This window comes from Streptococcus sp. HMSC064H09 (assembly GCF_001812625.1).
Lineage (GTDB): Bacteria > Bacillota > Bacilli > Lactobacillales > Streptococcaceae > Streptococcus.
Genome location: NZ_KV809582.1, coordinates 45,205 through 64,632 on the forward strand (window position 1 = coordinate 45,205; position 19,428 = coordinate 64,632).

At 41.8% G+C, this 19,428-nt stretch carries 19 protein-coding genes, 1 tRNA gene and 1 pseudogene; 6 read left to right on the forward strand and 15 right to left on the reverse strand.

Features of this window, described 5'->3' with window-relative positions:
- Positions 1-101: 101 nt before the first annotated feature.
- The 6 genes and pseudogenes from HMPREF2867_RS05720 to parE form a co-directional block, all read right to left on the reverse strand.
- Positions 102-182: transfer RNA gene (locus tag HMPREF2867_RS05720), tRNA-Tyr, on the reverse strand.
- A gap of 60 nt (positions 183-242) precedes the next feature.
- Positions 243-473, reverse strand: a complete 231-nt coding sequence (locus HMPREF2867_RS05725; protein WP_060775851.1) for a DUF2969 domain-containing protein — start codon at positions 471-473, stop codon at positions 243-245.
- Between the two features lie 117 nt (positions 474-590).
- Positions 591-1,622: pseudogene (locus tag HMPREF2867_RS05730) on the reverse strand (branched-chain amino acid aminotransferase); the annotation flags it as partial.
- 155 nt (positions 1,623-1,777) lie between these two features.
- Positions 1,778-4,234 (reverse strand): DNA topoisomerase IV subunit A, encoded by a 2,457-nt coding sequence (parC, locus tag HMPREF2867_RS05735; protein WP_070576628.1) that lies wholly within the window; start codon positions 4,232-4,234, stop codon positions 1,778-1,780.
- A 173-nt stretch (positions 4,235-4,407) separates the two neighbouring features.
- On the reverse strand, positions 4,408-5,226 hold the full coding sequence (locus tag HMPREF2867_RS05740; protein ID WP_002886205.1) for an aminoglycoside 6-adenylyltransferase: 819 nt from the start codon (positions 5,224-5,226) through the stop codon (positions 4,408-4,410).
- Between the two features lie 55 nt (positions 5,227-5,281).
- Positions 5,282-7,231 (reverse strand): DNA topoisomerase IV subunit B, encoded by a 1,950-nt coding sequence (gene parE / locus HMPREF2867_RS05745; RefSeq protein ID WP_070576385.1) that lies wholly within the window; start codon positions 7,229-7,231, stop codon positions 5,282-5,284.
- A 137-nt stretch (positions 7,232-7,368) separates the two neighbouring features.
- On the opposite strand from parE, the gene plsY reads away from it, so the two are divergent.
- Complete coding sequence (plsY, locus tag HMPREF2867_RS05750; protein WP_070576386.1) at positions 7,369-8,010, forward strand: glycerol-3-phosphate 1-O-acyltransferase PlsY; 642 nt, start codon at positions 7,369-7,371, stop codon at positions 8,008-8,010.
- 117 nt (positions 8,011-8,127) lie between these two features.
- Here the strand turns inward: plsY and HMPREF2867_RS05755 are convergent, their stop codons facing one another.
- From HMPREF2867_RS05755 to HMPREF2867_RS05790, 9 genes are all read right to left on the reverse strand, one after another.
- Positions 8,128-8,505, reverse strand: a complete 378-nt coding sequence (locus HMPREF2867_RS05755; protein WP_002885939.1) for a helix-hairpin-helix domain-containing protein — start codon at positions 8,503-8,505, stop codon at positions 8,128-8,130.
- Positions 8,506-8,579: 74 nt separating this feature from the next.
- A complete protein-coding gene (locus HMPREF2867_RS05760) occupies positions 8,580-8,834 on the reverse strand; it encodes a DUF1912 family protein (protein ID WP_002886199.1) in 255 nt (84 codons plus the stop codon).
- A 112-nt stretch (positions 8,835-8,946) separates the two neighbouring features.
- On the reverse strand, positions 8,947-9,897 hold the full coding sequence (gene mmuM / locus HMPREF2867_RS05765; RefSeq protein ID WP_070576389.1) for a homocysteine S-methyltransferase: 951 nt from the start codon (positions 9,895-9,897) through the stop codon (positions 8,947-8,949).
- Between the two features lie 11 nt (positions 9,898-9,908).
- Positions 9,909-11,285 (reverse strand): amino acid permease, encoded by a 1,377-nt coding sequence (locus HMPREF2867_RS05770; RefSeq protein ID WP_070576392.1) that lies wholly within the window; start codon positions 11,283-11,285, stop codon positions 9,909-9,911.
- A gap of 126 nt (positions 11,286-11,411) precedes the next feature.
- Positions 11,412-12,011 carry a ribosome biogenesis GTP-binding protein YihA/YsxC gene (yihA, locus tag HMPREF2867_RS05775; protein WP_038675553.1) on the reverse strand — a complete coding sequence of 200 codons (600 nt, stop codon included), beginning with the start codon at positions 12,009-12,011 and terminating at the stop codon, positions 11,412-11,414.
- 9 nt (positions 12,012-12,020) lie between these two features.
- The gene (clpX, locus tag HMPREF2867_RS05780; protein WP_002890340.1) at positions 12,021-13,247 is read right to left on the reverse strand and encodes an ATP-dependent Clp protease ATP-binding subunit ClpX; all 1,227 of its coding nucleotides are present in this window, start codon (positions 13,245-13,247) and stop codon (positions 12,021-12,023) included.
- 17 nt (positions 13,248-13,264) lie between these two features.
- The gene (locus tag HMPREF2867_RS11190; protein ID WP_002886174.1) at positions 13,265-13,435 is read right to left on the reverse strand and encodes a hypothetical protein; all 171 of its coding nucleotides are present in this window, start codon (positions 13,433-13,435) and stop codon (positions 13,265-13,267) included.
- Positions 13,436-13,439: 4 nt separating this feature from the next.
- Positions 13,440-13,943 carry a dihydrofolate reductase gene (locus HMPREF2867_RS05785; RefSeq protein ID WP_038675550.1) on the reverse strand — a complete coding sequence of 168 codons (504 nt, stop codon included), beginning with the start codon at positions 13,941-13,943 and terminating at the stop codon, positions 13,440-13,442.
- A 107-nt stretch (positions 13,944-14,050) separates the two neighbouring features.
- Positions 14,051-14,911: a thymidylate synthase gene (locus HMPREF2867_RS05790; protein ID WP_049546158.1), complete on the reverse strand. Its 861-nt coding sequence runs from the start codon at positions 14,909-14,911 to the stop codon at positions 14,051-14,053.
- 470 nt (positions 14,912-15,381) lie between these two features.
- On the opposite strand from HMPREF2867_RS05790, the gene HMPREF2867_RS05795 reads away from it, so the two are divergent.
- From HMPREF2867_RS05795 to HMPREF2867_RS05815, 5 genes are all read left to right on the forward strand, one after another.
- A complete protein-coding gene (locus HMPREF2867_RS05795; RefSeq protein WP_070576397.1) occupies positions 15,382-16,548 on the forward strand; it encodes a hydroxymethylglutaryl-CoA synthase in 1,167 nt (388 codons plus the stop codon).
- A gap of 1 nt (position 16,549) precedes the next feature.
- On the forward strand, positions 16,550-17,821 hold the full coding sequence (locus HMPREF2867_RS05800; RefSeq protein WP_021144513.1) for a hydroxymethylglutaryl-CoA reductase, degradative: 1,272 nt from the start codon (positions 16,550-16,552) through the stop codon (positions 17,819-17,821).
- A 168-nt stretch (positions 17,822-17,989) separates the two neighbouring features.
- Complete coding sequence (locus tag HMPREF2867_RS05805; protein WP_002885964.1) at positions 17,990-18,439, forward strand: DUF1836 domain-containing protein; 450 nt, start codon at positions 17,990-17,992, stop codon at positions 18,437-18,439.
- Positions 18,432-19,109, forward strand: a complete 678-nt coding sequence (locus HMPREF2867_RS05810) for a PAQR family membrane homeostasis protein TrhA (RefSeq protein ID WP_070576402.1) — start codon at positions 18,432-18,434, stop codon at positions 19,107-19,109. The genes HMPREF2867_RS05805 and HMPREF2867_RS05810 overlap by 8 nt, the downstream gene beginning before the upstream one ends.
- A 56-nt stretch (positions 19,110-19,165) precedes the next feature.
- The gene (locus tag HMPREF2867_RS05815; RefSeq protein WP_002886147.1) at positions 19,166-19,357 is read left to right on the forward strand and encodes a PspC domain-containing protein; all 192 of its coding nucleotides are present in this window, start codon (positions 19,166-19,168) and stop codon (positions 19,355-19,357) included.
- Positions 19,358-19,428 lie beyond the last annotated feature (71 nt).

Below are 19,428 nucleotides of genomic sequence, written 5' to 3' on the forward strand. Positions count from 1 at the left end.
AAGTCCCTTGCCTTACCGCTTGGCTATACCCCAATAGCAAAATGCTATAAAAAAACATCTAAGTACTTGACATCGACTATCCCGATTCAGTTTCTTAGACATGGAGAGAGAGGGATTCGAACCCCCGAACCCGAAGGAGCGGATTTACAGTCCGCCGCGTTTAGCCTCTTCGCTATCTCTCCTTAAGAACAAGAAATAGTATATCACAGTTTCTTGACCAAAGCAAGCCTTTACTTTGGATTTTAATGATTAAGATTGTACGATTCAATAATGGCAGCTACTGCATCATCCATTTTTTTGTGGAAACCTGCAACATTTTCCTTATCAACAACGGCAAACTTACTATCAATTTCCACAATTTGTCCAATCACTTTCTTGCCAACAAGAAGTTCAAAACCTTCGATGGTTGCCTTGTTGACGACTACTTTGGCATCATTAATTTGGATTTCAATTTTTTTATCTTTTTTACTCATAGATTTATACCCGATACTTGGCTCGAGCCATCCTTTCTTAATGTATCTCCTTAATTCTACCGAAAAAGAAAAAAGCTTGCAAGAGCAAGCCTTAAAATAATCAATTACTATTAAGAATTAGTCAACTTTGACAATCCATCCTTCTGGTGCTTCAACATCACCAAATTGGATACCTGTCAACTCATCATAAAGTTTACGTGTTACAGGACCTACTTCTGTTTCTGAGTAAAAGACATGGAAGTCATCACCATGTTGTACCCCACCAATTGGTGAGATAACGGCAGCTGTACCGCAGGCACCTGCTTCAACAAATTTATCCAATTCAGAAATCTTAACATCACCTTGGATAGCTTTCATACCGAAGCGATTTTCAGCCAAGTGAAGCAATGAGAACTTGGTGATAGATGGCAAGATAGATGGGCTGAGTGGTGTAATAAATTCGTTATCAGCTGTGATACCAAAGAAGTTTGCAGAACCCACTTCTTCAATCTTAGTGTGAGTTGCTGGATCAAGGTAGATAACATCAGAGAAGTTACGGTCATGTGCAATCTTACCTGGCAACATACTTGCTGCGTAGTTACCACCAACCTTAGCAGCACCTGTACCATGTGGCGCAGCACGGTCATAATCATCTTGAATAAGGAAGTTTGTTGGAGCCAAACCACCCTTGAAGTAGTTACCTACTGGCATAGCAAAAATAGTAAAGATATACTCATCTGCTGGATGCACACCAATAATATCACCAACCCCAATCAAAAGTGGACGGAGATAAAGTGTAGCACCTGTACCATATGGTGGAACGTATTCTTCATTGGCACGCACAACTTGTTTACATGCATCTACAAATTTGTCAACAGAAACTTGTGGCATCAAAAGACGATCAGCAGTACGTTGCAAACGTTTGGCATTTTCATCTGGACGGAACAATTGAATAGAGCCATCTTTAGTACGGTAAGCCTTGAGTCCTTCGAAAGCTTCTTGACCATAGTGAAGGGCTGGAGATGCTTCTGAAATATGCAAAGTTGCATCCTCAGTCAATTGCCCCTCGTCCCATTTACCGTCTTTGAAATATGAGATATAACGGAATGGAAGTTTACGGTAATTAAATCCTAGATTTTCCCAGTCTAAATCAACTGTCATGTGTATGTCCTCTTTTCTGTTACTATGTGCTTTCTAGTATAGTCCTTTTCATTGAAAATTTCAAGGTTGTGTTGCAAAATTCTGACAATTCTTTTTAACATAGTTCTTTAGTCTCTTAAAGAAAAAACTCTGCTCCCTAGTAAGAGAACAAAGCTTTCTTATCATTATTTTTCAATAATCTTAGCAGAAAAGACTTCTTTGTCTGCCAACCCTTCAATAAAACTTCCATTGCTAGTACGATCTGAAAGATTTAGAAGTGACAAATCAACCTCTGCAGTTTCACCTGTCGTGGCTGTCACAAGCAAGGTCTGAGGAGTCTCCTCTGCTGGTGTTGCTAGAAGATCTATCTCACCACCAGAATTTTCTGTAAAGACTGGACCAGCCGTAAAGACGCGATGTGGTTTCGTCTTAAGCTCACGAAGAACTTGGAGACCTCGACCAGCTCGCTTAGCCTGTGGGATATCAGCTGTAGCCACACGTTTGAGACTGGCTCTTTGTGTTAGAAGATAGAAACTTTGAGTATTTGCCACAAAAACAGCCTGAACGATATCATCATCCTTAAGATTGATTGCCTTAACACCTGCTGCCTTGGCCCCAACTACTGGCACTTCGTCCGCGTTAAAGCGAAGGGCATAACCCTTTTGAGTGATAATCATGATATCATCCAATTGAATTGGCGTAACCGTAACAATAAAATCACTATCATCCTTGAGTTTAGCGTATTTAACCGACTTAGACTTGTAGGTACGCCATGGCGTAAATTCCTTGCGTTCGAAACGTTTAATCTGACCCAGCTTGGTAGCTGCTAGGTAAGTACCTGTTTCAAAATCATCCAGGATTTCTGCGTAAAGCACTTCTTCATCCTTAGATAAATTGGTGATAGTTTGTGATAAATGCTCTCCCAAATCCTTCCAACGAATGTCTGGTAACTCATGGATTGGACGATAAATCACATTGGCCTGATTAGTGAAAATCAAGAGGTGTTGTGTCGTCTTAGCTTGCTGAACCAAAATCAAATCATCATCATCACGTTTTCCGACTTCGTCAATCGTTGAAGCATTGAAAGAACGTGGGCTTGTACGTTTGACATAACCACCACGAGTGATGCTGACATAGGTTTCTTCTTCAACAATCAAACTTGCAGTATCAATTTCAATGGTCTTGGTTTCTGCTTGCAACTCTGAACGACGGTCATTACCGAATTTCTTCTTAATGTCACGGAGTTCACGTTTCATGACATTAAACATGGTACGCTCATCACCAATGATAGCAGCCAAGGTCGCAATCTGCTCACGTAAATCAGCTTCCTCATTTTGGAGGGTGACGATATCCGTATTGGTCAAACGATAAAGTTGCAAGGTCACAATAGCTTCGGCTTGTTCTTCTGAAAAATCATAGCTGACCTTAAGATTTTCCTTAGCATCAGCCTTATTTTCAGAAGCTCGGATAAGAGCGATAACCTCATCCAAAATAGAAATAACACGGATCAAACCTTCGACAATATGAAGACGTTTTTCAGCTTTTTCCTTGTCAAATTTTGAACGAGCAACAATAATATCACGACGGTGGGCAATATAGCTAGATAAAATCTTTTGCAAGCCTACTTGACGTGGGGTGAAATTATCAATAGCCACCATGTTGAAATTGTAGTTGACCTGAAGATCCGTATATTTCAAAAGATAGTTAAGAATAGTTTGGCTGTCAGCATCCTTCTTAAGTTCAATAGCAATACGCAACCCAGTACGGTCAGACTCATCACGAACTTCTGCAATGCCTGGAACCTTGTTATTGACTCGAACATCATCGATTTTTTTAACAAGAACTGCCTTATTGACATCGTAAGGAATTTCAGTAACGATGATTTGTTCCTTGCCACCTTTGAGTTGTTCAATTTCAGTACGTGAGCGCACAACGACGCGGCCCTTACCAGTTTCGTAGGCCTTACGAATCTCATCCTTGCCCTGAATGATAGCCCCTGTTGGGAAATCTGGACCAGGCAAGAATTCCATCAATTTATCCAGTTTAGCAGATGGGTGATCAATCATGTAGACAACGGCATCGATGACCTCTGACAGATTATGCGGTGGAATATCTGTGGCATAACCAGCAGAAATCCCTGTAGCCCCATTAACCAAGAGGTTTGGAAAGGCGGCAGGTAATACGGTTGGTTCCTTCTCTGTATCATCAAAGTTCCAAGCCCAAGGAACGGTGTTTTTATCAATATCTTGAAGAAGGTAGCCAGCAATCTCTGACAAGCGCGCCTCTGTATAACGCATAGCCGCTGGTGGATCACCATCCATAGAACCGTTGTTACCGTGCATTTCAACTAAGATTTCACGATTCTTCCAGTCCTGGGACATACGCACCATGGCGTCATAAATGGAACTATCGCCATGTGGGTGAAAATTACCCATAATGTTACCCACCGACTTGGCAGATTTACGATAGCCCTTGTCATGGGTATTGCCATCCTTATTCATGGAATAAAGAATACGACGTTGAACGGGTTTCAAACCGTCACGAATGTCAGGAAGCGCACGCTCCTGAATAATGTATTTGGAGTAGCGTCCAAAACGCTCCCCCATGATGTCCTCAAGGGACATGTTTTGAATATTAGACATAAGATACAAAGCCCGTAAAATACAAAGTGAAAATAAGAAATTTATCTTTTTCACACAGCACTCAGGGCGTGTTCAACTCCTTTCAAAGAATGTTGAGTAGTCTTTTATATATAGAGGAATTCAGTTACACCAAGTAACCAAAGGATCCTATCTGTAGTTTAAAATAGATTAAATTAATGATTAGAAAGTTTCTCTTTAGCATAAGAAATCATTTTCTCAGCTACTTCCTTATCGTAAGTAAATCCCATCTTTTGGGCCAGAATTTGAGCTTCTCGATCGAATCCCTTCATGGAGGAAAATAAGGATTGACTGATCTTCTCTAAACTAGATAGATCAAGCAAAGCTGAGAACTCCTTCTCTTGCTCAGCTGGTAGATACTGGAAGAGGTACTTGTAGTTCTTTCCGATATCAACTGCTCCTCTATCGCTTGTCACCTGCCAAGCTAAGACCTTGAGAAGTTCTTGCTGGCAAATGCCATAGAGGTGGTCGGTCGCATAGATAAGCTGATTTCTTCGAATGGCCTTGACAACATAAGCCGATACCCACCAAAATTCATTGCAGGATGCTGCAAATTCCTCTTCAGTAGGCGGAGCGGTCCAATAGCGCTTCGGACTAGGAATGTAAGAGTCAAACAAACCTTTGTCATCTTTTATAACTTCAAAATTTGCTTCGCTGTCCACCCACTCTTGGATATACTCCTTGAGGCAGAGGGTTAAATCAATACGATTCCCATCTTCAAAGAGCATGAGATACAGACGACGGTGTCCCAGTCGGTTGTGCTGTTCGATGAGTCGATTTCCGAACTGATCCAACCAGGATAAATCTGAAATCAGTTCTTCCAGATCATCAACTATATAGACTACATCGTAATCTTGAAACTCGTCTTTGGTTGCCTGAGGATTCGTTCGGGATCCGGATAAAGCAATCGCTTCTACTTCCAGAGTATCAGCTATTTGCAAAATCAGATTCATCATTTCTGTATCAGTTCTCATGTTGATTCCTTAACATTTCTACATTATAGCTTATTTATTTTATAGTAGAAAGTATTTAAAATACCGTATTTTCTTCCAAAGTAAACTTAACATTATCTTCAATCCATTGACGGCGTGGTGCTGGTTTATCTCCCATAAGGACTGAGACACGACGTTCGGCACGCGCTAGGTCGTCAATCGTCACTCGGATAAGTGTTCTTGTCTCAGGATCCATGGTTGTTTCCCAAAGCTGGTCAGCATTCATCTCACCAAGCCCCTTGTAACGTTGGAGAATCGCTCCACGACCAAATTTTTGACGAAGTTCCTCAAGTTCCCCATCCGTCCAAGCATATTCGACAACTTCCTTCTTTCCTTTCCCTTTAGACATCTTGTAAAGAGGAGGCAAAGCAATATAAACGTGTCCTGCTTCAACCAGTGGACGCATATAACGATAGAAGAAAGTAAGTAGCAAGGTCTGAATGTGAGCCCCATCGGTATCGGCATCGGTCATGATGATAATCTTATCGTAGTTGATATCGTCAAGGTTAAAATCAGCTCCAACACCTGCACCAATAGTGTAAATCATGGTATTAATCTCTTCATTTTTGAGAATATCTGCCATTTTAGCTTTCTCAGTGTTTAGGACCTTACCTCGAAGAGGCAGGATAGCCTGGAATTTACGATCACGGCCTTGTTTGGCTGATCCACCGGCAGAGTCACCCTCGACCAGATAGAGTTCATTTTTCTTAGCATTTTTAGACTGAGCTGGCGTTAATTTCCCTGACAAGAGCCCCTTGTCTTTTTTATTTTTCTTGCCATTTCGACTCGCATCACGCGCTTTTCTAGCAGCTTCACGGGCATCACGGGCCTTGATAGCCTTACGCACCAAGTTAGAAGCTAAGTCCCCATTTTCCATAAGGAAGTAAGTCAGATGCTCTGAAACAATACTATCAACAATAGGACGAGCTAAAGGAGATCCAAGTTTGTCCTTGGTTTGTCCTTCAAACTGAAGGTGTTCTTCAGGAACCAAAAGCGAGATAACTGCTGATAAACCTTCACGGTAATCTGACCCTTCAAGGTTCTTATCCTTTTCTTTGAGAAGACCCGTCTTACGCGCATAATCGTTAAGAGCCTTGGTAATGGCAGACTTAAATCCTGTTTCGTGAGTTCCTCCATCCTTGGTACGGACATTATTGACAAAGGAAAGGATATTGTCAGAGTAACCGTCATTATACTGAAGGGCTAATTCCAAGTGAAATTCTTGCTGATCTCCATCAATATAGATAACTGGTGTCAACGTTTCCTTGTCCTCATTCAGGTATGACACAAAGTCTTGAACCCCATTTTCATAGTGGAATTCTTCACGAACTTCTTCTTCGCCACGCAAGTCTGTCAATGTCATAGTGACATTTTTAAGAAGGAAGGCTGATTCTTTGAGACGCTCTGAGATGGTGTTAAATTTAAAGTCAGTCGTTGAAAAGATGCTTGCATCAGGCATGAAGGTAACTTTTGTACCTGTCTTAGACTTAGGAGCTTTACCAATCTTTTCAAGCCCTGTTACAGGGTGACCACCATTTTCAAAACGTTGGCGATAAACACTACCGTCACGGGTAATTTCTACCTCAAGCCAACTAGACAGCGCATTAACAACTGAGGAACCCACACCGTGAAGACCTCCAGAAGTCTTATAACCACCCTGTCCAAATTTACCACCCGCGTGGAGAACGGTGAAAATAACTTCAACTGTTGGTTTACCCATGGCATGCATACCTGTCGGCATCCCACGTCCAGAGTCAGAAACAGAAACAGAACCATCCTTATTTAGGGTGACAGCGATAACATCACCAAAACCAGAAAGAGCTTCATCGACCGCATTGTCGACAATCTCCCAAACTAGGTGGTGAAGTCCTGTTCCATCTGTTGAGCCAATGTACATTCCAGGGCGCTTGCGAACCGCATCCAACCCTTCTAGTACCTGAATGGCATCATCATTATAATTATTTACATTAATTTCTTTTTTAGCCAAGAGTGACCTCCAAAATTTTCATCCTTATTATTTTATAAGTTTTCAGAAGAATTTGCAAAAGAAATCAAGAAAGTTCAAAAGATATCTTAAGGCTGACTGACTTTGTCAATTACTAGGCTGTATGCTATAATTATCTCATGAAAATCTTATTGTTAATCCTAATCGCCTACTTGCTAGGTTCCATTCAGACCGGCCTCTGGATTGGGAAACTTTTCTTCCATACCAATCTTCGTGAGCATGGCTCTGGAAATACTGGAACAACCAATACCTTTCGTGTTCTAGGTAAGACTGCTGGTACCATCACCTTCTTGGTGGATATGTTCAAGGGTACCTTGGCTGTTCTTCTTCCTATCTGGCTTGGTGTTACAGAGGTTTCACCTCTAGTCATTGGTTTCTTTGCCATTATCGGACATGTTTTTCCAATCTTTGCTGGTTTTAAGGGTGGGAAGGCCGTTGCGACAAGTGCTGGGGTGCTTCTTGGTTTTGCACCACTCTACTGTGTATTCCTACTCTTGGTCTTTGCCCTAACACTCTATCTAACCAGCATGATTTCATTTTCAAGTGTCACTGCTGCAATTGTTGGACTGATTACCTTGGCTGTCTTTCCAGCCATCCATTTCTTGCTAGATGGCTATGACCTTATTTTCACTGGGGTCCTTACCATCATGGCTTTGATTATTATCTTCCGCCACACTGAAAATATGGGGCGAATCCGTAGGCATCAAGAAAACTTGGTACCTTTTGGACTTAATTTAACCAAACAAAATCCAAAGAAATAATCCAGATCTATCAACCACTAGTAAAAAGCTAGTGGTTTTCTTGTCCTCCTAATCAAACAATGCTTCCTAAGACAAAGAATAAAGATCCGAAGTCTACACCTCGGATCTTTTTTAGGCTTAAGCTTTAAAGCTGACACCATTTTCTTTCAATTTTTTAACTGTCGCAGGTCCGACACCCTTGAGGGCAAGAACTTCTTCTTCAGTCACAGTAGCAAAAGCCTCTGCTGAAGTCAAACCTTCATTGTAAAGAGTCTCTACAAGGTTTGAACGAAGGCCTTCAACTTCTGGAAGTTCTGCAAAAGCTTCAAGACTAAGGTCTTTAGCTGCTACTTCTTCCTTAGCAACTGTCTTAGTTTCAGCAACAGGTTGTGGTGCTACTGGTGGGACTGGTGGAACAGGCGCAACTGGTGGGACAGGGGCTTTAACATTATTGAAAAGTCCTTGTTTTTTCAAACGGTGTTTAAAAGCTTTCTTTTTATTTTTTACTTTAGCCATGTTTAGTATTCTCCTATTTTAATCGACGACATCTTTCCATAAAGTACTGTCGCCATTTTCTTTTTCATCCTCTATTAATAGTGACGTTCCCCGAACAAGCCATCTGGCATATCATGGAAACCTTTGCCAGCACGATAGTTGGCAAACTTGCCAATTAGGAAATTGTAAGCATCCAATTTGGCTTCATAACGGTAACTTGCATCACGTGCACGCTCATCGCCATCTTCTTCCCAGATTTTCTTGCTAGCGGCCAAGGCCGTTTCGTTTACTTTAACTTGGGTAACAACCCAGGCTTCGAAGTCTTTTAGAAATTCTTGTTCGTAGGTCATATTTTCCTCTTCATTTTAAAAACCAGCTTAACGCTGGCTTCATTTTCTACTAATAGTGTGTAGAGCTCATAGCCTTACAGTCTCCTATTATAACAAATAATTAGAAATTTGACTAGGTTCTAAACTCTGCATATAAGGCTTTAATGTCATTTGGACGTGTGCGGCAGCAACCACCTAAAATCTTAACCCCAAACTGATCATGCCAATCCTTGCTGTGTTCCACTAAGGTCAGAGCATCCTTATCCTTAGGTTTCCAAGTCTGCGTACTACCATCATAAACCTCACCTGAGTTGGGGTAAGTAATGAGGGCTTTTCCAGTATTTTTAAGAATAGCAAGAGCCTGATTATAGAGCAGAGGCGAACTACAGTTGATTCCTAGGGCCAAGATTTGGTCTGACTGGGAAACAAGCTTGGCAATCTCATCTAAAGAAGTCCCATCACTGATAGTGCCTGATTCTTGGACTGTAAAACTGAGATAAGCTTCTGATTCTGGAAATTCTTCAGCCAGGAGTTCAATCAAGGCTTGTGCTTCTAAACGATTTGGAATAGTTTCCAAAGCTAACAAGTCCACACCTTGATCTAGGAGAATTTGAATCCTAGGCCGATGAAAATCCTTAAGCTCCTCGATAGTAATTTGACCATAATCACCACTATACTCAGAACCATTAGCCAAATAAGCTGCGTAAGGACCGACATCTCCAGAAATCAAAGGATATGGTCGTTTTGCTTTCTCAGTCTCATCTAATGCTGCCCATACCTTATCACGTGCATTCTTTGCCAACTGAACTGTCAAGACAATAATCTGCTCCGCTTCTTTCTCAGTAAGTCCAGCCTCCATCAAGCCTGGCAAGGTCGCCTGATAAGACGATGTGGTAATCAAGTCAGCCCCAGCGGCTACATAGGTTTCGTGGATTTCTTGAATAACTTCTGGCTTTTCAATAAGGTACTTAGCTGACCAGAGCTTACCTGAAATATCATACCCCAAGGCTTCCATCTCTGTTCCTAGAGCTCCATGAAGAATGAGGGGAGATTTATTTTCCAAATAATCTTTAAATGTTGCCATACAAGGCCTCCTTACCATTTTTTAAAGCGAAGGTAGTGATAGAGGTAGCAGAAAATCATGAAAGGAATACCGAAGTAAAGTCCCGCACGTTGTGAACTATCCCAAGCAATCCCAAGCACAGAAATGGCCAAGAGAACGATAGTGATATAAGGTAGGATTGGGTTAAACGGTGTCTTGTAATTCAACTCATCATCAGAATGTTCTAAATTCCACTGTTTACGGAAGTTGATTTGTGCCAAAGGAATGGAGAGCCAGACAACAACAACTGCAAAACCAGCGATTGATACCAAAGCTAGATAAACCGTATCTGCAGCATAGATACTTGAAAAAAGCGATAAAACTGCTCCTGCCATGGAAATCAAAAGGGCTGTCATTGGAACTCCATGTTTATTAATTTTCACTAGCTTTTTATTGAGCATTCCCTCATTGGCCAAAGACCAAAGCATACGGCTTGAAGCGTAGAGTCCCGAATTCCCAGCAGAAAGAATAGCTGTCAAGATTACAAAGTTCATGATGTCTGCCGCAAATGGAATCCCCATCTTGTCAAAAACATCAACGAAAGGTGCTGAAGATACCCCTGCTTCTTTCATGGGAAGAAGCGAAGCCAATACCACAATGGTCAAGACAAAGAAGATAACCAAGCGTCCAATGGTCGTTTTAATAGCACGTGGAACAGCCTCTTTAGGATTATCTGTCTCACCAGCTGCGATACCGATTAACTCTGTTCCCGAAAAGGCGTAGTTAACCGCCAACATGACTGACACAATGGCAAGACCACCATTTGGAAAGAGACCATTAGCCGTCAAATGCTTGAACATAATAGCTTCACGATGACCATCAAAGCTGACCAAACCAAACATAGCCCCCAGACCTAGGATGATAAAAACCAAGATAGCAATAACCTTTATAGAAGAGAAGAAAGATTCCGCTTCCGCAAAAGACCTTACGCTCAGAGCATTAATTCCAAAAATCACCAAGGCAAAGAATGCCGCAAACATCCAAGCCGGAACTGATGGAAACCAACGTTGCATCAACATGGCCGCACCCAGAAATTCTGTTCCCAAGGCTACCGTCCAACAAATCCAATAAAGCCAAGCTACCGTAAAGCCGGTTCCCGGACTGATAAATTTAGTGGCATAGGTGTGAAAGGATCCCGTTACTGGCATAGCAACAGCTAGCTCACCTAATGAAAGCATGACTAAGTAAACAACGATAGCCCCCACAAGATAAGATAGTATCGCACCAAGAGGGCCTGCTTGAGCAATCGTATAGCCTGAACTCAAGAATAGACCGGTACCAATAACACCACCTAGCGAGAGCATAAAGAGGTGGCGTGAGGTCATCTTCCGTTGAAACTGACCTTCATTTTCATAATTATGGTTTTCCATAGATTCCTCCAATAGATGTAATAAAATAAGCTTATCATAATAAAAACCCTTTGGATAATAGGTGGAAACTATCAAAGAGATAGACAAAAACTATCGCAAAAAAACTCGGATCTCTCCGAGCTCTTTTTATAATTCTGCTAAAATCGTATCCCATGCTTCATCATAACCGTCACGTGTGACAGATGAAAAGACGATGAAATGGTCATTTTTATCAAAATTGAGTTTTTTCTTAATAATAGATTCGTGCTTGTTCCATTTTCCGCGAGGAATCTTGTCAGCCTTAGTCCCCACAACGATAACTGGAATTTCATAATACTTAAGAAATTCATACATTTGGATATCGTCTTGAGTTGGTTCATGTCGGAGGTCAACCAAGCTAACAACCACACGAAGATTGTCTCGAGTCACGAGATACTCCTCAATCATTTTCCCCCATTTGGCACGTTCTTTTTTGGACACACGGGCATAACCGTAACCTGGCACATCCACAAAGCGTAGCTTGTCGTCAATATTGTAGAAATTGAGCAACTGAGTTTTTCCTGGTTTCCCAGATGTACGTGCGAGGTTTTTACGACCAAGAAGGGTATTGATAAAGCTTGATTTACCAACATTCGAGCGTCCTGCTAGGGCAACCTCAGGAAGGTCATCTTGGGGATAGTGACTCTTATTTGCTGCACTGAGCAAAATCTCAGCATTGTGCGTATTTAGGACTTGTTCTTCAGCCATAGGTCCTCCTTACGCTGTTTCCAAAACTGGAGCAGCTGTACCGTCAACGGCTTCTTTGGTAATGCGAACCTTAGTCACATCTTCCTGGCTAGGAATTTCAAACATGACATCCATCATAACTTCTTCAATGATAGAGCGAAGCCCACGCGCACCAGTCTTACGTTCAATCGCCTTACTTGCAATAGCTTCAAGAGCATCCTGATCAAACTCAAGTTCAACTCCATCATAAGACAAGAGGGTTTGGTACTGTTTAACCAAGGCATTTCTAGGCTCTGTCAAGATACGAACCAAGTCGTCAACCGTTAACTGTTCAAGGGCAGCAAGGACTGGCAAACGTCCGATAAACTCAGGGATAAGACCGAATTTTTGGATATCTTCAGCCACAATTTCTTGCATGTATGATGAGTCATCATCAATAGCCTTATTATTTTGACCAAAACCAATGATTTTCTCACCAAGACGTTGCTTAACGATATCTTCGATACCATCAAAAGCACCACCCACGATAAAGAGAATATTCTTCGTATCAATTTGAATCATCTCTTGGTTAGGGTGTTTACGACCACCTTGAGGGGGAACACTAGCTACTGTTCCTTCAATAATCTTCAAGAGGGCTTGTTGAACCCCTTCACCAGAAACGTCACGAGTGATTGATACGTTTTCACCTTTTTTAGCAATCTTATCAATCTCGTCGACATAGATAATCCCACGTTCCGCACGTTCAATATTGAAGTCTGCCGCTTGGATCAGTTTGAGCAGGATATTTTCCACGTCCTCACCCACATAACCTGCCTCTGTCAATGATGTCGCATCCGCAATCGCGAAAGGAACATTCAAGCTACGAGCCAAGGTCTGAGCCAAGAAAGTCTTCCCTGAACCAGTTGGTCCAATCATGAGAATATTTGATTTTTGCAAATCCACATCATTGTCTTCACGACTTTCTGTGAAGTTGATACGTTTATAGTGGTTGTAAACAGCTACCGCCAAGGCACGTTTAGCACGGTCTTGCCCCACGACATAGTTGTTCAAAATATCCAAAAGTTCTTTTGGCTTTGGTGTTTCAGCCAAGTCAGCCAAAACTTCTTCTGCCATTTCCTCACGAATGATTTCTTGTGACAAGGCCACACATTCGTTACAGATAAAGACGCCATTCCCAGCGATAATTTTCTTTACTTCTTCTTGGTTTTTGCCACAAAATGAACAATAAACCATTTCTTCATTACGATTTCCAGCCATTTATTCCTCACTCTTTTCTAAAATAGGGTGCCATAGAAGGCGTGAATAGTATTGACAAGGTTGGTAAAAGCATTTAAAAAGAGAAAAACTGCTAACCCATAACGTTTCTTGCGAAAGGCAGGAATGGCAGAGAGCACACAAAGTACTCCCAATAATGCAGTAAATAACCCAAAAACACTACGTTGCATGAACCTAGTCTCCTTCTTTTTCATAGCGACTTATGCTAAAGTCGTAGGCATTTTTATCATCCTTGGCCACACGTTCGTGCGATACCTCTTTAAATGCCGTCATATCTAGTTGTGGAAAATACGTGTCTCCCTCTAAATCAGCCTCAATAGTTGTCTTGATGAGTGCATCATAATGCCCATCAAAAGCCTTGTAGACACCAGCACCACCAGCAATATAGAGATCCTTATCTTGCTGTTCAAACCAAGCTAGGGCTTCCTCAACACTCGTAACGGTCGTTACACCCTCACAGTCGAAGTCCTTGTCTCGTGTCAAAATCAAGGTTTCACGTCCTGGCAGGCAACGACGGTTCATGCCATCAAAGGTCACACGCCCCATGAGAATTGCTGAGCCCATGGTCGTTTTCTTGAAATGTGCCAGTTCAGCAGGCAAATGCCAAGGCATGGTGTGATTCTTCCCAATAACATGGTTATGAGCTTCCGCCCAAATAGCAATGAGTTGTTTAGACACAGTATTTCCTTTTCTTTTTAAGTTTACAATCCATTCTAACAAAAAAAGAGAAAAAGAGCTTGGAAAAACTTTGCCAGCTCTTTATGGGCTTAATTCATAAGCATTTATTAAATTGCTAAGTCAAATTTGAGTTGAGGTTTAACAGGATCATAGTCAACCAATTCGAAATCTTCTGGTTTGATATCGAAGAAATTAGTCCCATCAGGAACATTGAGGACCAAACGTGGTTGGCAATCAGATGGCTGACGTTTGAGAAGTTCTTCAGCTTGCTCAAATTGATTGTCATAGATATGGAGATTGTTGATGAAATAAAAGAATTTACCAACTTTCCAACCAAAGTGCTTGGCAATCATCATCTGAAGAGCCACATACTGCATGGCATTAATATGATGAGCCACCAGCATATCGTTAGAACGTTGCGTCAAAGTGGCGTCCAAATAAATGTCCTCACCCACACGACGAACGTCAAACATGGTTTGGAAGGCACAAGGCTGAAGTCCTGCTGTCTCCTCGAAGGCCTCGTAATCCCAAAGGGAGATGACATTACGGCGATTCCACGGATTAGCCTCCAACTGAGCCAACAAACGGTTAATAATATCGTGCTTCTTAACGACCGCCCCATAACGCTGACCAATCGAACGCTTGTCCCCATTATTGGCAGGTACGCCTTCAACTTCCCAGTCATTCCAATAATGCACATTATACTTGTCTTCAAGGACATCTAGGCTATTTGACTGGTCTTGGTAAATCCAAAGCACTTCTTTGATAGCAGATTTGATAGCAATAGGACGAAGAGTGGTAATAGGAAACTCTCCCTTGCTCAAATCATATTCTGCAAAAGACCCTGTGATGTATTTGGAATTGGCTGTAGTGCCATCCTTGTATTTAGGACGTGCTTGCTCCGACCAAACACCCTCTTCCATGATTTTAGTGATATTTTCTTTAAATATAGTGTCTGCTTTTGTCATGATTTTCCTCTTTATTCAATTGAAAACAAAGTATTTTTTGAGACTTTCCTTAAATGATTACGGACGTCTGCGAACTTCTTCGAAGTTCCAAGACTAATTTTTGAGCCTATGGTCTCAAAAATTCCGAGTGTCTGTAAACAAAACACTTTATTTACAGACACTTATCTCACAGCGGAAAGTCTCACTTAACGCTCGCAATGATTTCAATATATAACAACAATTTTACTTTTCTAACATAGCTAAAAAACAAGTAGATTACCATTTCAATTTTACCTTATTCTGGTGTAAATGAGAAATATAAGCTATGGAATAGCAAATGTAAGTCGTGTAAAATCCCCTAGTTCCTATCAAAAAATGAGATATAATTAACTATCAAAGTTTTTTCAAGGCGAAAGCGCTCTTTTATGGTAAAATCACTATAGATTAGTATCTTCTGGATACTCTACAATGAAGAAAAAAGGAAACATCATATGTCTATTGGAATTGATAAGATTGGTTTTGCGACCAGTCAATATGTTCTAAACATGGCTGATCTCGCTCTTGCCCGTGGGGCGGAGCCTGAAAAATTCAGCAAGGGGCTGATGCTTGATGCAACCAGTATTACGCCGATTACAGAAGATATCGTGACGCTTGCCTCTGATGCGGCGGCTGATTTTTTAAATGACGACGACAAAAATGCTATCGATATGGTCATCGTAGCTACTGAGTCTTCCATTGACCAGTCTAAGGCTGCTGCTGTCTATGTCCACAGTCTTTTAGGTATTCAGCCTTTTGCTCGTTCTTTTGAAATGAAGGAAGCTTGTTACGCTGCAACTGCTGGACTTAACTATGCTAAGTTGCATGTGGCAACTCACCCAGATAGCAAAGTTCTGGTTATCGCTAGTGATATTGCCCGCTATGGTGTCGGATCTTCTGGGGAGTCAACTCAGGGAGCTGGTGCTGTAGCTATGCTAGTCAGTCAGAATCCACGTATTTTGGAACTTGCTGATGATAATGTGGCACAAACTCGTGATGTCATGGACTTCTGGCGTCCAAACTACAGTTCAACGCCTTATGTTCAAGGCATCTATTCAACCAAACAGTACCTTGACAGTTTGAAGACAACTTGGGTAGCTTATCAAGAACGCCATCAGGCTAACTTTGCTGATTTTGCTGCTTTTTGTCTCCATCTTCCTTATCCTAAGCTAGCTCTTAAGGGACTTAATAAGATTATTCCAAAAGATTTGAATCCAGAGAACAAAGAGCGTCTGACAAATAACTTCGATGCTTCAATTACCTATAGTCGTCAAATTGGGAATATCTATACAGGGTCACTCTATCTTGGACTTCTTTCTTTGCTTGAACAGTCGCAAGACCTTAAAGCCGGAGATAAGATTGGCTTCTTCTCTTACGGTTCTGGAGCTGTCTCTGAAATTTTCTCAGGACGTCTGGTTGAAGGTTACAAAGACCTGCTTCGTTCGGACCGCCTAGATACCTTTGCCAAACGTCAACAATTAAGCGTTGCTGATTATGAAAAACTTTTCTATGAGGAGGCGCAGTTGGATGACACTGGTTCTACTCAATTCGCTGATTACCAAACCGGAGCTTTCCGTTTAGCTGAAATCTCTGAACACCAACGTATCTATAAAGGACATTAATATGACTAAACTCTCTTGGACTGGTTTTTCCAAGAAGACACCGCAAGAACGTAAAGAGCATTTGAAAACGAATGCTCTTTTGTCTCAGGAAAATCAAGATCTTCTGGATAAGAACCAACAACTCACCCTTGAAACAGCCAATCAAATGGCTGAAAATGTTATTGGTCGATTCACACTTCCCTTTGCCATTTGCCCAGATGTATTGGTAGATGGTGTGACTTATCAGGTTCCCATGGTTACCGAAGAACCTTCAGTTGTGGCTGCTGCTTCCTACGCTAGCAAGCTCATTAAGCGTTCTGGTGGTTTCACGACTACGATTCATGACCGTCAGATGATTGGCCAAGTTGCCCTCTTTGACGTTCCTGATAAGGCTGCTGCCTCAAGTAAAATTCAAGCAGCCAGTCAGGACCTTATAGAGATTGCCAAAGAGGCTCACCCTTCTATTGTTAAGCGTGGGGGTGGCCCTCGCAAGCTCTGGACTGAGACTAAAGGAAACTTCCTCATTGTCTATCTAGCCGTTGATACCCAAGAAGCCATGGGAGCCAATATGGTCAACACCATGATGGAAGCCCTGGTGCCAGAATTGGAAAACCTCTCAAAAGGTCAAAGCCTCATGGCTATTCTCTCAAATCTAGCCACTGAGAGTCTTGTGACAGCGACTTGTCGTCTTAGCACACGCTTCCTCAGTCGTAATAAGGAAGAGGCACATGACCTAGCCAAGAAAATGGAGATGGCTAGCCAACTGGCTCAGGTGGACCCCTACCGAGCAGCTACCCATAACAAGGGAATTTTCAATGGTATCGATGCCCTAGTTATCGCGACCGGAAACGATTGGCGAGCCGTTGAGGCCGGTAGCCATGCCTATGCTAGCAAGGATGGTAGCTACCGTGGTCTCTCCACATGGACTTATGATCATGAAGCTAAGGAACTAGTGGGAGAATTAACCCTCCCCATGCCAATCGCAACTCGTGGAGGTTCTATCGGACTTAACCCTAGTGCTTCTATCGCCCATGACTTGCTTAATCATCCAGATGCCAAAACTCTAGCCAGTATCATCGTCTCTCTTGGTTTGGCACAAAATCTGGCTGCTCTCAAAGCTCTGACTTCAACAGGAATACAGGCAGGACATATGAAACTCCAAGCCAAATCCCTAGCTTTGTTAGCTGGGGCTATTCCTGAAGAAATGCCTCAGGTTTTGGCTGAACTTCTCAAGGCCAAACATATGAACCAAGAAACTGCACAAGCAATTTTGGAGAAACTCAGAACCCCATAAGAAGTGATCCAAAAGCATAAAAAATCAACCTGCCTTATCACATAAAAAATAAAGATGTTGGAAATTTTATCTCAACATCTTTTTCATATCTTACAAGTTCTGACTTGACTTGAATTTCTATAATGTTATAATCTAGTTATGAAAACTAGATAAAGAGGTTTTTATAATTTGACAACACAACAATACCCTCTCTGGGAAGAATTACCAGAGATTGAACTCTATTTGGATCAGGTTTTGCTCTATGTCAACCAGGTCACCCAAAGTACTTTGGGACCAAACGACAAGGGGCTAACCGCCTCTATGGTCAATAATTATGTCAAACATGGCCATGTCGCAAAACCCATCAAGAAAAAATATAATGCTGCTCAGGTAGCTAGACTTATTGTCATCACAAGTCTGAAGACCGTCTTTGAGATTTCTGAGATTGCTAAAACCTTGGAAATCCTGCGTACAGATGCTGAAAGTCAAAAGAGCTACTACAATGACTTTGTAGCCTGTATGAATGGTCAGTTTCCCCAAGAGGCTCCACAAGTCATCCTTTCAGCCTGTCAGACGCTTCAATGCTACCGAGCTACCCATCAACTTTTGAACGACCTTGAAGGAGGAAACAATGTCTAATACTGCTACTTTTAATACTTCTCCCAACCTCAAACTCAGTAAAAAACTTAGCTTTGGTGAGGAAGTGGCAAACAGTGTGACTCACGCCGTCGGAGCTATGGCCATGCTAGTCTTATTGCCAATTACTGCCGTTCATGCCAACAACGGCTACGGCATGACTGCTGCCATCGGGATGTCCGTTTTTGTCATCAGTCTCTTCCTCATGTTTTTGAGCTCAGCCATCTATCATGCTATGGATTATAACTCACCCCACAAGATGGTTCTAAGAATTATTGATCACAGCATGATTTATATCGCCATTGCTGGAAGCTACACCCCTGTTGCCCTCTCACTAGTTGGCGGATGGCTAGGCTACAGCATCATCGTCCTCCAATGGGGAACAACAATTTTTGGTATTCTCTACAAAATCTTTGCTAAAAAAATCAATGAAAAGTTCTCCCTCTTCCTCTATCTGATGATGGGATGGTTGGTTATCTTCATTATTCCAGCTATCGTTACTAAGACAGGGCCAGCCTTTTGGGGGCTCATGCTTGCTGGAGGATTGTCATACACGGTTGGGGCAGCTTTTTACGCTAAGAAAAAACCATACTTCCACATGATTTGGCACCTCTTCATCATGCTGGCTTCAGCACTCCAATATCTGGGTATCGTCTACTTCATGCTTCCTTAAGCTAATACTAGACTTCAAGGTCTTATGGTATAATAAGGCATACGGAGGTAAATCATATGAAAAAAGAACTCAGACGAGATCCAAACAACAAAATCATTGCCGGTGTTTGTTCTGGTATCGCTAAATATCTTGACATTGACCCTGTCATTATTCGCCTCATTTGGGCTGCAGCGATTTTCTTATTCGGAACAGGCTTTCTTTTCTACATCATTTGCTGGATTATTATCCCAGAAGAAAGCAAATGGTAAGCTATCATTGAATATACAAAAAAGTGATACGGACCTAAATTTCTTACCATTTAGGTCCATATCACTTTCTT